Origin of the sequence: Lysinibacillus sp. FSL M8-0216 (genome assembly GCF_038595555.1) — a bacterium.
Taxonomy (GTDB): Bacteria; Bacillota; Bacilli; order Bacillales_A; family Planococcaceae; genus Lysinibacillus; species Lysinibacillus fusiformis.
The window spans coordinates 176,712-191,792 of the sequence record NZ_CP152007.1; the positions used below are offsets into that span (position 1 = coordinate 176,712).

The 15,081-nt window shown below is 36.7% G+C and carries 10 protein-coding genes; 4 read left to right on the forward strand and 6 right to left on the reverse strand.

Annotated elements, in window-relative coordinates; genetic code table 11:
* Positions 1-60: 60 nt before the first annotated feature.
* The gene (locus MKX57_RS00905) at positions 61-1,770 is read left to right on the forward strand and encodes an RTX toxin (protein ID WP_342531522.1); all 1,710 of its coding nucleotides are present in this window, start codon (positions 61-63) and stop codon (positions 1,768-1,770) included.
* 23 nt (positions 1,771-1,793) lie between these two features.
* The gene (locus tag MKX57_RS00910; protein WP_342550675.1) at positions 1,794-4,265 is read left to right on the forward strand and encodes an S-layer homology domain-containing protein; all 2,472 of its coding nucleotides are present in this window, start codon (positions 1,794-1,796) and stop codon (positions 4,263-4,265) included.
* Positions 4,266-4,312: 47 nt separating this feature from the next.
* On the opposite strand, the gene MKX57_RS00915 is transcribed toward MKX57_RS00910, so the two are convergent.
* The gene (locus MKX57_RS00915) at positions 4,313-5,017 is read right to left on the reverse strand and encodes a DNA-binding response regulator (protein ID WP_089986892.1); all 705 of its coding nucleotides are present in this window, start codon (positions 5,015-5,017) and stop codon (positions 4,313-4,315) included.
* A gap of 4 nt (positions 5,018-5,021) precedes the next feature.
* A complete protein-coding gene (locus tag MKX57_RS00920) occupies positions 5,022-8,045 on the reverse strand; it encodes an ATP-binding protein (RefSeq protein ID WP_342531528.1) in 3,024 nt (1,007 codons plus the stop codon).
* A 278-nt stretch (positions 8,046-8,323) separates the two neighbouring features.
* On the opposite strand from MKX57_RS00920, the gene MKX57_RS00925 reads away from it, so the two are divergent.
* Positions 8,324-9,139: a metallophosphoesterase gene (locus tag MKX57_RS00925; RefSeq protein ID WP_089986894.1), complete on the forward strand. Its 816-nt coding sequence runs from the start codon at positions 8,324-8,326 to the stop codon at positions 9,137-9,139.
* A 14-nt stretch (positions 9,140-9,153) separates the two neighbouring features.
* On the opposite strand, the gene tatC is transcribed toward MKX57_RS00925, so the two are convergent.
* Genes tatC through MKX57_RS00945 form a run of 4 tightly spaced genes read right to left on the reverse strand, consistent with a single transcriptional unit; the run spans position 9,154 to position 12,717 of the window.
* Positions 9,154-9,999 (reverse strand): twin-arginine translocase subunit TatC, encoded by an 846-nt coding sequence (gene tatC / locus MKX57_RS00930; protein ID WP_089986895.1) that lies wholly within the window; start codon positions 9,997-9,999, stop codon positions 9,154-9,156.
* An 11-nt stretch (positions 10,000-10,010) separates the two neighbouring features.
* A complete protein-coding gene (gene tatA / locus MKX57_RS00935) occupies positions 10,011-10,214 on the reverse strand; it encodes a twin-arginine translocase TatA/TatE family subunit (RefSeq protein WP_036122204.1) in 204 nt (67 codons plus the stop codon).
* Between the two features lie 28 nt (positions 10,215-10,242).
* Complete coding sequence (locus tag MKX57_RS00940) at positions 10,243-11,955, reverse strand: GMC family oxidoreductase (RefSeq protein WP_036220295.1); 1,713 nt, start codon at positions 11,953-11,955, stop codon at positions 10,243-10,245.
* Between the two features lie 12 nt (positions 11,956-11,967).
* Entirely contained in the window at positions 11,968-12,717 is a 750-nt protein-coding gene (locus MKX57_RS00945) for a gluconate 2-dehydrogenase subunit 3 family protein (RefSeq protein WP_036148186.1), read from the reverse strand.
* A 328-nt stretch (positions 12,718-13,045) separates the two neighbouring features.
* On the opposite strand from MKX57_RS00945, the gene MKX57_RS00950 reads away from it, so the two are divergent.
* A complete protein-coding gene (locus tag MKX57_RS00950; protein ID WP_342531536.1) occupies positions 13,046-15,043 on the forward strand; it encodes a methyl-accepting chemotaxis protein in 1,998 nt (665 codons plus the stop codon).
* Positions 15,044-15,081: the final 38 nt, after the last annotated feature.

Consider the following 15,081-nt stretch of genomic DNA (forward strand, 5'->3'; position numbering starts at 1 on the left):
TAAAGGAGAGAATTTGCAAACTTTTGTATTTACATAATTTCAAAAATAGGAGGGGTCACTTTGTATCCAAAAAGAAAATGTCTTGTGATAGCCATTTTACTAACTTTAATCTGTAGTTTTTGTTTTCAAGAAAAAGTAGCCTATGCAGCACCTGTTAATCGACCACCGATTGTTGTAGCTTCTGAAATAATTCCAAAGCAATCCATGACACTTGGTCAAGAGAAAATTGTCATTGATTTAAGTAAGTTATTTTATGATGCTGATAATGATCCTTTAATACTTAAAGCTATTACTGAAACCGTGGGCATTGTTACAACCGAGGTAAGTTCAAATTTATTAACACTTGAGGCGCTATCCCCTGGAAAGACAAAAATAAAGATTAGTGCTGATGATAGAAAGTTAGGGAGAGCAAGCAGTAGTTTTGAAATAGAAGTTTTACCTAAGTCGAATAATATACCGATAGTAACGCAATTAATAAATGATCAAACTGGGCATGTTGGTGATCCGCCAATTCTGATTGATGCAAGTAATGTATTTACGGATGAAGATAATGATCCTTTAACATTGTCAGTAAGCTCCAATGATGAATCTGTTGCTACAGCGCAACTGAATTCTCAAATGATAAGTATCGAGCTAGTAGGCATAGGTAAGAGTGTCATTTCAGTACAAGCGGATGATGGTAACGGAGGGAGCGAAACGACAACATTTGAGGTTACCGTAACGAGTCCACCAAACCAACCTCCTGTAGTTGCGCAACCTATAAGTAACCAACTAGGTATTGTGGGTGATGTAATCACTATAGATGGAAGTGGTATTTTTTCAGATGCTGACAATGATGTTCTCACAGTAAACGTTTCTTCCAGTGATGAATCCATTGCTACTGTTCAAATAAATGCGCAAACCATTACTGTTCTGCCGATTGCTGCTGGCGTAAGTACAATTACAGTCCAAGCGGATGATGGAAAAGGAGGGCAAGTATCTACAAGCTTTTTAGTTACTGTAACAACTCCTACTGTAAATCATTCCCCAAAAGTAGCTAAGACCATTAGTAATCAGAGAGCAACAATGGGTGGCGATAGTTGGAATGTCTTAGTGGATGATATATTTTCAGATGATGATAACGACCCATTAACCTTGACTGTAAGCTCAAGTAATAGTGGAGTGGTAACTGCTAGTCTGAATGGCACGTCACTTAAAATTACTCAACATTCATTGGGGACAAGCATTATAACTATTACAGCAGATGATGGAAAAGGAGGACAAGTATCTACAAGCTTTATAGCCAGTGTAGATGCCCCAGGATTTTTTATATCAGACTTTGTGCAAAACGGAGAATATAATGATGTCCTAGAAATATATAATGCAACAATGGTTCCACTATCAAATTATAAAGTAGAAATACAGCAGTATAACTTAATTTTTAAACAACATACGGTCCAAACACTAAATATACCTTTAATACATCCAAATACTAATTTTGTAGTCATCCATTCTTATTTTTATGATTTTTTTGATATGACCGTTTCGCCATATTTCAATGAGGAATTTGTTTTCAGAGATGCAACTAAAATAACAGTGTCAATTACGTTAAAAGACAGTAATGGCAATGTTATAGATATGTTAGGAGCTAGGGATTCGAGCGTCTCTATATTGCAAAGTAGCGGTGGCTATATAAGAGATAAAAGGCTACAATCGGGTACTTCAAATTTTAATCATTCAGAGTGGCTATTATTGCCTAAAGATGACTATTCTACAATCGGTCGCTATTAAAACTTGATTCTAAAAAAGAGAGGGTGATTGTTATTCGAAACTCTAAAAGAAAAGTAATGAATGTAATGCTGCTAACTATTTTAGTAATTTATATGATACCTATATCTCCTGTAGCAGCAAAAAGTAATTATTATTCATTTAATGCAGCAACTAATAACGAAGAAATGAAATTGGCCATGACTACGGATTGGCATGTATTACATTACTCTTATAAAGGAAATGAATTATTTCAAAATTTTAAATTAGCCGATCAGAATTATTTGGCAAATAAATTACTAGTCGAACGTCCACAGACAGGGTATCAATCTACAAGTACATTGCGACAAGTTTATTTAAATGCAGTTAATGATCGTTCATACCTTATAAATGTTAACAATGCGACAGATGAACTTACACTTTGGACCATTTTTATTGATGATGATCATTTAAATTATAGTCATTTTAATCTCCTTACGATTGAAGATCAAGATAGTGTCTGTCAGCAAATTATGATGGCACGTCCTAATCAAGGTTATGCTGCAATAGAAACTTTACAATCTGTGTTGGATAGTAAAGTTAATAGTATTTTAAAACAAAAAGTACAACTTGATAAAGATGCACTTACTATTGTCTATTCTCAAGATGACTCTTCAGAAAATGTAACTAAAAATCTTGTTCTACCGATTATTGGAGAAAATGGTGCGACAATTACTTGGGTATCTGACAAGCCCGAAGTAGTGAAAGATAATGGAACCGTTATACGTCCATCTGCAGACAAAGGAAATCAAATGGTTACATTGACTGCTAAAATTACTATAGGTGAATATGTGGAAACTAAAGTTTTCTCTATTCATGTTAAAGCATTTTCTCCTAATCAAAATGCATTTTTAAAGGAGTTAACAATTTCATATGGTACTTTAAATACACCATTTAACAAAAATACATTGTCTTATACAACCCATGTTCCAAGTACAGTAGATCGTATATATTTAAAACCAATAGCTGAGGATGAAAAAGCTATAGTAACAATAAATGGTAAGGCAAGTACCGAAGCAATAAAGCTTGTAACAGGTGTAAATACAATAAAGATTTTTGTAACTGCTGAAGATGGTAGTCAAAGGGAATATACAATTTTAGTTACGAGAGAAAATGCTCCAAGTAATAGTAAGGATACAACTTTCTCTGAATATGCAGAAACTCTTTCTCCAGAAATTATTACTATAAATATAGAATCAAGTAGTGGAGAAACGGTTTCTAAAACGACTATTAAACGATTAAAAGATACAGATGGATCAATGAGAGATGAAGTAATTTTAACCGAAAAGAATATGTCGGAAGCTATTACTAAACTAAAAGAGGAAGGTTCAGATCAAGCACGTATCGTAATTCCAGATTCACAGGATAGAGTAAAACAAATTGATATATCAATGCCTAATAATATTGTTACTCTGTTAAAAAACAATCAATTGAATGTAAATATTTCGGCCTACAATGTGAAAATCGATGTATCTAAATATTCATTGGCGACATTTAATGACAATTTATATTTCCGTCTAATCCCGTTAAGTGAGGAAAAAGATCGATTAAAAATCGAAGAGCGGGTGAAGCGTGAATTCATAGATCAAAAGATAACGGGTAGTTCATTTAGTAAGGTAGTAGGGCGGCCCATGAAAATTGAGACTAATATGCAAAATCGCCCAGTAACTTTAACCTTACCTTTACCTAAAGATTTATCCGAAGAACAGCTTAATAACCTAGCTATCTATATCGAGCATAGCGATGGTACCAAAGAATTTTTACGTGGGAAAGTTATAGATTATCAAAAAGATATGTTAGGTTTACAATTTGAGGTTCAAAAATTCTCTACCTTTTCCATTCTTTATTTACCAAAAGATGAAGATGTGGAGGAGCCTACGATTGACATTACACATACAGCGTATATTCAAGGCTATGTAGATGGTACCTTCCGTCCCAATGCCCCTGTTACACGAGCACAAATGGCCATGATGTTTGCTCGTCAATTAACAGATAATACAATTCCACAAGCGAAGGCAAACTATACAGATACAATACAACATGATGCTAAATATGCAATAGAATTTGTGAAGGAGAAGGGTCTGTTTGAAGGGGTTACAGTAACCAACTTTAATCCAAATGGCTTGATTACCCGTGCACAAATGGCAACAGTGGCTGCCCGCTGGATAGAAAAGCAATATGCAAATCGTCCAAATGGCGACTTTTGTAAACCGCCCTCACAAAGTGCAATATTTAAAGATGTGAGCGTCAATCATTGGGCTGTTAAATCGATTCATACTGTCAATGAATGTGGTATTATGACGGGTACGACGGCATTAACATTTAATCCAGATGGTTATTTAACACGTGCGCAAGCAGTAAAAGTACTAAATCGTTTGTTTGCTCGTCAAGTAACGACAGAACATCAAAAGCCAATATTTAAGGATGTCCCAAGCGTGCATTGGGCATTTTATGACATTCAAGAAGCGGCAAAAAAATAAAACGAGGCACGACGATTTCATTAACTAATCGTCGTGCCTTTTTGTCTTTATGTAAAGAGGAATTGATAACCAGAACCTCTTACCGTTACAATGTTAGCTTGATGGCCGGGGATGGACTCCAGCTTTTTTCGTAAATTGCTTATGTGAACTTTTAATGCCTGTGTTTGTCCTAAACTATCTTCTGCCCAAATGAGCTTATATAGGTCAGATGGATGAAAAATTTGCCCTGGTCGCTGTGCTAGAAAATATAGAATATGAAACTCTTTAGTGGATAAGGTTAAAGCCACTCCATCGATGTACATCTTTCCTGAATGTAGGTGGAAGTGGAAATTTTCGATGACTTGAACATCTTCATTTCGTATACTTCCATCTGATAGTTGCTGAACTTTCCCCCTTCGTATAGAAATCCTCTCTATTGTTTTCATTAAACGGGCTTTTTCAATAGGCTTTAAAATATAGTCAATAGCCTGAACAGAAAACGCCTCAATCGCATAATGCTCGTAGGCAGTCACAAACACGATGTCCAGAACATGCGTTAATTCTTCTATCTTACTAGCGAAATCAATACCACTCATCTCAGCCATTTCAATATCTAGAAAAAGAATATCGGGTTTGAGCGTAGGAATGTTTGCTATAGCTTCTAAAGGATTGAGAAATTTTCCAATCACATCAATCGCTCCATTGTCCTTTAACATAGCTTCTAATAAATTGATTGCTAAAATTTCATCGTCCACAATGATAGCTTTTAACATTCTTTCACCTCTTTTCATCCAAAAATAGTGGGAATCTTAATTTTACAGTCGTTCCTTTATTGACAATACTTTCGATATGGAAAGTGGTCTTTTCATATTTTCTTAGACGTTTGGTAATATTGCGGATTCCGACGCTCTGGTGAACGGAGGGCTCCTCTGATAAAACTTTTTCAACTAAATCTTGTGTCATTCCGTTACCGTTATCCTCAATTTGAATATCAATCATTTGTTGATCTTTCTGAATAGTCATTAATACTTTTCCATTTGCTCGCTTGTTTTTTAAACCGTGAAAAAGAGCGTTTTCTACTAACGGTTGAAGTAGCAGAGGGGGAATCAGTATAGGTAATGGCTCCTCCATCTGAATTTCCCATTCAAGTTGATCAGGATATCTCGTCTGGTGAATATTGACGTAAGCTTGAATTAGCAGAAGCTCCTGTTCTAGAGGAATAAGGCTATTTGTATTCTCAAAAGCAAGGCTGCTTCTTAAGAACGTAGCAAAGTCAGTTATCATAATACGGGCCTTATCCAAGTCTAAATAGCTTAGCGATAAAATTGAATTTAAAACGTTATAAATAAAATGTGGTTTTATTTGTGCCTGCAAAAACGCTGTTTCCATTTTAATGGCAGTTTCTGCTGATTCCTTTAATAAAATAAGATTTCGCACTCTTGTCTTCAATTCAGCAGTATCTAATGGTTTATGGAGAAAATCATTTGCTCCAGATTGGAATGCTGCAAGTAAATCCTCTGGTCTAATGGCTGCTGTAAGCATTAGAATTGGTAATTCCGCCGAAGAATAGTTTTTTCTGATTTGTTGGCAAACTTCATATCCAGAAAGGTTGGGCATCATAATATCTAAAATCAATAAGTCTATATCTGGATGCAATGTTAATTGTTCAAAAACTTGCCGACTATCATCAACAGCAATGATTGCGTAGTTCTCCTTTGCAAGAATATCGATTAGTACTTTGAGGTTAATATGATCATCATCTGCAATCAATATTTTCTTACCCGATGTTCTTTCCTTAAAATAGGGGAATGTTATTGGTAAATAGTCTTTTGTTAATATAATTTTATTTTGCTGTTGCTTTTCTTGTTGATCTTGCTTAATTGGCTCCACTGGTAGTTTGACGCAGAAAGTTGTTCCTTGATCAACCACTGAATGGACAGTGATTTCCCCGCCATGCAAATTGACAAGTTCTTTTGTTACATTTAGACCAAGTCCAGCCCCTTTACTTGCATCCTCTAGTTGTCGGAAGGGCTCAAAGATCGACTCTAAATGCTCTGGGGCAATACCTCGACCAGTGTCACTTACTTCAATAGTAAGGAACCCCTGCTCTTCATAGCAGGATATCTCCACTTTTCCATGCCTAGTATATTTAACAGCATTTTCAATAATGTTATAAAGAATTTGTCGCAGTCTATCCTCGTCTGCAACAATAAATTTTCCTCGTTCAATGTAGTTGTAAATCTTTACGTCCTTATTGCCGATGTACGACAATATTTCAACGATAACATGGGTGACAGAATAAAGGTCTACATTAGCCAGGCGTAACTTTAGCTCACCCTCTTTTAACTTTGAAAAATCTACTATGTCATTAACAAGATGTGATAACTTTTCTGTAATATTAAATATAAGTGATATTTTTTCCTTTTGTTCCATCGTTAGTGTTGAGCTCTCAGGGGGCTCTAGCATGGACTGAGAAATTGCAATTACACCGTGTAATGGCGTGCGAAACTCATGTGACGTTTTTGCGAGAAATTCATCTTTTAATTTATCCACCCGGAGTAAAGCATTTGTTAATCTTCCTTTTTCCAAGTAGGAATCTGTAAAACGATGTGAAATATAAAGAGAGAGCATCGTTAAACAAATAAAGGGAAGCAAAGGAGGTAAAGAGTAGATTTCTAAATTAATATTGAGATTTAATGTAGCTACAACCATATAGATAAGAATTGCCATAGTACTAAACCATAAATAAATAGCGCCTACTAAACGTTTAAAGATTGCGATCGTTTGAATATAAAGCAAGTAAAAGATATTGATTAAAATATATATAGAATAGACGGCTTGTAAGTATGAGCTAATGGATATGGGGAGCATCACCGTAGCTGATAAGACAATGCCAATCATACAAAGTACTTTCACGAACCTTTTATAGGCAATTTGCTGGAGGGCATGGTAAAAATACAGCAGCATGAAGATACCTGAGCCGATACTTGAAATGATTTGGACTCGTATCAGGGATTCATAGGTGATAGGGAGTAATTCCATTAATACTTTTTCTCCATGAGATATACTGTATAAACCAACCATAAAGCAGAATAAAGAAAAATAAAGCTGCTCAATTTCAAGCTTGGCATATAAGTAGGAACCAGCAAAATAAATAAACATTGTAAAAAAGGCAGCAATAGTAATTAAATCGTAGAAAAGTGAGCTTTCTCTTAATTTACCAATACTCTCTTGATCTCCGATAAAAACGGAACCAATAATTCCTCCGCCTGATGCATAATCAAAGTTAGCGACATGAATGATGATTTCCAGTTCATCCTTGTCAGGCGAAAAATAAGCAACATACGGTACATTTTGTTGTACATATGTCGAATCCTCGGCAGGTTCTCCACTTTGTCCAATACGTTTTTCATTTATGTAAATGGCATTTGACATTCGAATATTACCTGTTTTTATGCCCAATATAGCATCCGTATGATTAATAAGAACTTTTAAACGATAGGTACCGCTACCAAGTGAAGTGAAAGTTTGATCATCCAGCTTATACCTAGACCATAGTGAAGGGACATTTACTAAATAAGAATGATAGGTGTCAATTTCGGAATAATTCAATAATTTATTAGGAATGAAATCCCATTCTCCATCCAAACTTACAGTGTTTTCGTGCAAGTCATACTGCCTAAGATCGATTACACCTGCAACTGCTTTAGGCGCATTTGGGCTTTCATTATTAAGAAATTGAGTTGTTAACCCAATCGCTACAATACTAATAACAATAAAAATAAGTAATAGCTTTCTCATCTTTGTTCTCTCATTCTTGTCAAATTGGAAGGTACAGATAGTTAAAATTTTTGAATGTACATAATTATGAAATTATACCCATATTATATCATGTGAAAGCTGACTACGAATAGATAAAATGCGCATGATTTCCTATAAAGGGGGGAGGGGTATAGTTGAATTTTGTGCATTTTATGTAATTAAAGTGCATATACTTACAATCAATTTGTTTTTTGCTTATAATAGGGAAGTCAGAATTTTTTTCTGAAAAAAAGTAGCCGCAAAGTGAGCGATTGCGATTGAAAAAATTATTATATGGTGTTTTTTTCGTTGTTTTTATAGTCATTTTTTTGTACGTAAACAATCACTGGCTAGTCGTTAGTAAGCATGTATTCGAATCAGAAAAGGTACCTGCCAGCTTTGATGGGCTACGCATTGTACAAGTATCGGATTTACATGATGCCCTCTTTGGTAACAATCAGAAAAAACTGATTGCTAAAGTTAAGGAAACAAATCCTGACTATATTTTTATCACAGGTGATGTGATTGATAGCAATCGCTATGATTTAAAACAAAGTCTACAGGCAGTGAAGGGACTAGTTGAAATAACGGATGTTTATTATGTACTAGGAAACCATGAAGTGGCGACGAATAAGGTAAGTGAAATTTATGAGGCGCTATCATCGTTAGGAGTACATATAATGGCCAATGAATCGACCGTGTTAGAGCGCGACGGGGAGCGCTTGGCGATTGTTGGAATTGAAGATCCGTTAATGGGTAGATCAACAGAAGAAATGTTGGAGTTGGCTACAGCTTATTTACCAGATGATATGTTTAAGATGTTACTGGCACATCGACCTGAAGTGTTTAATACGTATGTAAATGATGGCATAGACTTAGTATTTTCTGGGCATGCACATGGTGGGCAAGTTCGTATTCCAGGTCTTGGAGGACTTGTTGCACCTGGACAGGGGCTATTTCCGAAATATACGGCTGGTGTCTATGATGAAGGAACGACTAAGATGGTGGTTAGTCGTGGTCTGGGCAATAGCTCGGTACCATACCGCATTTTTAATCTACCAGAAATTATTGTCATGGATTTAAAGAAAAAATAAGCACTGCGTAAAATTTACGCAGTGCTTTCAATTTGTTTTCGTTCTATGCGTTTGACAAGATAGATACTTATTTCATACAAAATAATCATAGGTATTAATACGAGGAGTTGACTAATAAAATCGGGCGGTGTTATGACAGCGGAGCCTACACCCATTCCGATATATGACCAGCCTCGTATTTTTTTCATGGATTCAGCGGTCAGTACTCCAATAGCTGATAAAAACAGGGCAACGATGGGTAATTCGAATAATAGTCCTAGCGGTACTGTAGTCATAATTAAAAAATGCATATATTCACTAGCGGATACCATGACATCAAAATTGGTAGCACCTATGCCGACTAAAAATGAATAGCTTAGAGGGTTTACAACAAAATAGCCAAAAGCGATTCCCAATAAGAACAGTGCCAGCATAACGGGTGCATAGAGTCCTAAAAATCGACTTTCCGCTTCCTTTAGCCCTGGTTTTACAAAACTCCACAAAAAATGAACAAGAAATGGCATAGCAAGACCAAATGATAAGGTAGTTGAAATAGTCATATAAAATTTAACGACCTCAAGCGGTCCTAAAATAATGAGAGAATGACCACGAGTTACAAAGGGGAACCATATATTAATAGTAGAAAAAACAACAATAAAAAATAAGATAAAGACCGTTAGCCCTTTTATTATTTGTTTACGTAGTTCTGAAAGATGTTCTAATAACGAGTTAACCGGTATAAGAGGTTCATCTGCTATATGCTGCTCTTCCATTTTTTTCGCTTGTATTTCAACTAAAGCCTCCATAGGTAACGGAGGCTCAGCTTGTGGTTTATCAAGAGGGCTTAAAAACTTTCTTTTTCCATCCTCATAAGGATCCATAGGAAACCCTCCTACGAAGCATCAGATTTTTTTTCGACCTTTTTCACCGAATCATCATCATCGTCTATAAGTCCCTTAGTGGACTTTTTAAATTCTGCAAACGTTTTACCAACTGCTCCACCGATTTCTGGTAATTTTTTTGGGCCAAATACAATTAATACAATAACTAAAATAATAATTAACCCAGGTACACCAATTGCTCCTAGACCTCCCATAAGTCTTGCCTCCTTTAGAATGATTTTTTTATACTAAAGAGCCACCTGATTGACTATACTTTATGACACCTTCTGCACAACGATAGGCTAGTGCTCCCAACGTTCCAGTTGGATTGTAGCCGCTATTATGTGCAAAGTTTCCAGCGCTTACAGCAAAGAGATTATCAACATCCCAGTGCTGCAAGTAGTTATTCACGACACCTTGCTCTGGCGTTAAACTCATAACAGTCCCACCTGTGTTATGGGTTGTTTGGTAGGGCACGATATTATAATCGGTAATTTCAGCATTTGGGACGATTGTTTTTGCGCCCATTTGCTTCATAAGGTCTGCTGCACGCGCTGAGATAAATTTATGAAGCGCACGATCCTGATCCGTAAAGTTGTACGTTAGTTGCATTAATGGAAGCCCATATGCATCCTTGTAGGTTGGATCTAATGTTAAATAATTCTGCTTATGTGGCATGGATGCACCTTGCGCACCAATCCCAAATGAACGTGTATAGTAATGAATAGATTGCTTTTTAAATTCTGGTCCCCATGTAGGTGTATCAGGAGGGGTTGGATTTGACCCAATTGGTCGGGTCCCTGTTTGTGTAAGAGCGATGTTTCCACCATGAATAAAATCTAATTCACTATGGTCAAAATTGTCGCCATTATAGTCGTCTACACACATGCCTAAAGAGCCTGCCCCCATAAATGTGTTATATTGTTCATCAAAGAAACCAGCAGCCCCAGGTAAGATTTGATAGCAATAATTTCGTCCAAGTGTCCCTTTACCAGTAGTAGGATCATATCTTTCACCTATGTCAGAGACCATTAATAGCTTGGCATTGTTAAAGACGTAACTCGTTAAAACGACAGCGTTGGCAGGCTGAATAAATTCTTCTCCTGATACGGTATCGATATATCTTACACCCGTAACCTTATTGCCTTGTTTTAAAATTTCAACAACATTGGAATTGTAGCGTAAATCAAAATTACCTGTTTTTAATGCAGTGGGGACAACTGTAATTTCTGCAGAGGATTTTGCGCCATATTCGCAACCAAAACGTTCGCAGAAGCCACAATATTGGCAAGCATTAATTGTTTCACCATCTGGGTTTTTATAAACCTCAGAGACGTTTGCTGATGGCACCATATAAGGTGTTAGCTTTAAGTCCTGTGCCGCCTTTTCAAATTGCATAAGCATCGGCGTTTTCTTCATAGGTCCGGTTGGATAAGGGTTTGAACGTTTTCCGCTAAATGTATTTTTATCATCTCCAGAAATACCAGCTGTTTTTTCAAACTTGTCCATATAAGGCTCAAGTTGATCGTATGTTAATCCCCAATCCTGAATGAGATAATCTGGCCCAAGTTTGTTTGGACCATAACGTTTATCGGTTAGCGTTTTTATTTGGAAATCATAGGGTAAAAAACGATACGTCATTCCGTTCCAATGTGTTCCTGATCCTCCTAGCCCCTCTCCGAGTAAGAAGGAACCTAACTGGCGCATCGGTAATGCCTTCATATTACGATCATTGCGAAAAGTAACCGTTTCTTTGGATAGATTTTGCATTAAATCATAACGAATGGCATAACGGTATTCATCATGAACGTTTAAATAATCTTCAGTACCACGCTTTTGCCCTCGCTCTAAACCAACTACCTTTAAACCGGCTTTTGCACATTCAGCAGCAACGATACCACCTGTCCACCCTACACCAACTGTTACAACGTCTACACTTGGTAATGTTTTGGCCATGTTTTAACCCCCTTAGTGGTTGCCCAAAGATTTAGGCTCAATTTTTTGGAATTTCTTATCTTCAATTTGTGATATATAAGCCATTTGGTGGCCAGGGAAGTTCTTCATGCGCCAGCCATCCATATTACGATTCCCTCCATACATTGGGTCAGAATAAGCACCCTCTAATGTAGCGGCTCGTAACAGTGTAAAGAAGAATGCTGATTGTACACCAACCATTTCAACTTCACCCTTTTGAAAGGCTGTTAAAATTTCATCGATCTGTTTACCATCCAAATCGTTAAAGCTCTTCTTAAAACGTTTTTGCGCCTCATCGTCCATTTTTTGAATGCCCTGTCTGAAAATTTCAGCTCGCGTTAGGCGGCTTTGATAGCCTTGAGTAGGGGAACCTACATCAAAAGGGCCTTGCATATATTCCTTAGAATTACTTCCGTAATTTCCTGCTAATTGATGATCGATAAAATAAGGGACATCCAATCCTATAGCACCTGGCCCTAAATCATCTTCAGGAAAAATGCGTTCTGTAGCCTTTGATAAAATACTGAAATCTCTTTCATTTCTAAAAAACATTTTTGCTTTTGGCGAACCAAGAGCCTCATTTGTAGTACCGTGTCCATCATGCTCCAGAGTAGAAGTACCTTTACCATTGATGTTGTAGCCTACTAGTCCTCCAATTAATCCACCGCCGACTAATGTACCAGCAGCAATACCAGTTGTCTTTAAAAAGTCACGACGTGAAACATTGTTCTTATCTGAACTCATCGTAATCCTCCCCTCAAAATGTTTTGAATCTATCCTATTTCTAATAATCAGCAAAAAATGTGAATTATAATCAATTTTTGTTGGGAAAAGTTTTAATTTCATCCATTAAAGCCAATGAATTTTGTCTACCTATAGCAAAAGATACCGATAAGTTAAAAAAATGTAGAAAATTGTTAGCACTATAGCGATAGGGTAAATGGTATTATTATACATTAATTAATCTTATTGGAAAAGTTTTATTGACTTCTCCTTTTGCTGACTTTACTCTGAAAGTAATGCATAAATAACTGAATTTTATAGCTAAAAATGGAAGAAGTGAGTAAAAGGAATGTGGATAAAAGGAATTGGCGGTAAATTAGTCGTTGCCATTATAGCTCTTGTATTTGTGACATGTGGGACACTGGGACTGTCTACTTGGATAAATAGTACCAAGGCAATGAATGAGCAAGTGGAATCAAACTTGGTATCTAGAGCTGAGGATGTTTCACAATACATAGAAGAACACTTTCAATTAACGTTAGTAGAGGTTGAGGCAATAGCAGAGCAAGAGGCAGTACGTAGTATGGATTTTGACAAGCAAAAACAATATTTATCGAAACGTCTTGCGGATAATAAAAATTATCTTGGGTTTGGCATTATTAAAGCTGACGGAATCGCTCATTATTTGGATGATACTACTGCGGATTTAGGTGATCGTGATTATGTAAAGGAGGGCTTTACGGGTAAATCCGTTATGTCCGAAATTACGATTAGCCGCGTAACCGGGGAGCCTGTTATTTTAATTGTCTCTCCAATCGACACAGTATCAGGTGAGAAAGCATTACTACTAGCTCGTATGGATGGCTATTATTTGTCCAATATTGTAGAGGATATTAAAGTTGGAAACAGTGGGTATGCATTTATGTTAGACGCTAAAGGAACCATCATTGGCCATAATAATCATTCCTATGTGAAAGAGCAAAATAACCCCATCAAGGAAGCAGAAGAAACAGGTGTAATGACAGAGAGAGCATTGGCTGCAAAAGAGATGATTGCACATAAAAGCGGTTATTTTTCATTTGAAACAGAGGATGCAGGTACAAACTTAATGGGCTACCATACACTTGATAATGGTTGGAAAATGGGCGTTATTGCTTTAGAAAATGAGATGTTTTCAGGACTTTCTAAGCTCAAGACTAATTTTATAGTCACAACTATTATTGTTTCGTTACTAGGGCTATTTATCTCATTTGCTATTTCACGATCTGTTAGTAGACCACTTCGTCATGTTCTCCGTATTAGCGAAGGCTTATCAGAGGGTGACTTTACACAAGAGATTCCTGAGAAGTATTTGAAACGTATTGATGAGATGGGGACAATGTCGCGTGCATTGGATCGCATGACTGTAAATATGCGAGAAATGATAGCAAAAGTGAGCCATGAAGCGACAACTGTGAATGAAGCTTCATGTGATTTAATGGGAGATGTAATGGCTGTAACAAAACATTCTAAACAAATAGCAGGCGCTATCAATGAAATAGATAGAGGAGCACAAAGCCAAACTGTGATGGCAGAGGAAAGTGCTTCTGCTATGGAGCAAATGGCATTAGGTATACAAAATGTAGCTGAAGTAGCTTCAACTATTGCCTCAAATACAGATTTTATTTCCCAGAAAATTAGTGAAAGTAATGACGCTGTCCATCAATCAATCCGTCGCATGAATGAGATTCAGGAAGGGACAAAGGCTGAGCTGATGATTATTCATAAATTAGAAAAAGAGTCGGAGGAAATTAACTTAATTTCTAATATGATTGCAGCTATTTCTGATCAAACAAATTTATTAGCACTCAATGCATCTATTGAAGCTGCACGAGCCGGAGATGCTGGTAAAGGCTTTGCCGTTGTGGCAGAAGAGGTTCGCAAGTTATCAGAGCAAACAGCCGAGTCTGCTACTAAAATTAATGTGTTAATTGAGCGAGTTCAATCGTACACATTAGAGGTGGTGAAGGCAGCAGAATTAGGTGAAGATAATGTGGAACGAGGATTAGCATCCATTGAGGCAGTGGGCGAACGCTTTGAGGAAATAGTTCAAGCTGTTGGAGAAATAGCTGGCCAAGTTGAAGAAATGAATGCCTCTGCTGAACAAATGTCTGCCAATACAGAGGAAGTTTCAGCGTCTATGGAAGAAATGGCTGCCACAGCACATGCTGCAAGTGATTATGTGCATGAGGTAACAGATGCTACAACAGAACAGTTAAATACAGTTACAACGATGAATGATCAAACTGAAAAACTATCAGCAATGGCCAAACGTTTATATGGGGCCATTCAAAAATTTAAATATTAAAGAAAGAGGAGCTGTCATAATTGGACAGCTCCTCTTTT

Excerpts from the sequence above, each read along its gene's own strand:
- MKX57_RS00915 (WP_089986892.1), bottom strand. The coding sequence starts at position 5,017 with ATGTTAAAAGCTATCATTGTGGACGATGAAATTTTAGCAATCAATTTA.
- MKX57_RS00920 (WP_342531528.1), bottom strand. The coding sequence starts at position 8,045 with ATGAGAAAGCTATTACTTATTTTTATTGTTATTAGTATTGTAGCGATT.
- tatC (WP_089986895.1), bottom strand. The coding sequence starts at position 9,999 with ATGGATCCTTATGAGGATGGAAAAAGAAAGTTTTTAAGCCCTCTTGAT.
- tatA (WP_036122204.1), bottom strand. The coding sequence starts at position 10,214 with ATGGGAGGTCTAGGAGCAATTGGTGTACCTGGGTTAATTATTATTTTA.
- MKX57_RS00940 (WP_036220295.1), bottom strand. The coding sequence starts at position 11,955 with ATGGCCAAAACATTACCAAGTGTAGACGTTGTAACAGTTGGTGTAGGG.
- MKX57_RS00945 (WP_036148186.1), bottom strand. The coding sequence starts at position 12,717 with ATGAGTTCAGATAAGAACAATGTTTCACGTCGTGACTTTTTAAAGACA.
- MKX57_RS00950 (WP_342531536.1), top strand. The coding sequence starts at position 13,046 with ATGTGGATAAAAGGAATTGGCGGTAAATTAGTCGTTGCCATTATAGCT.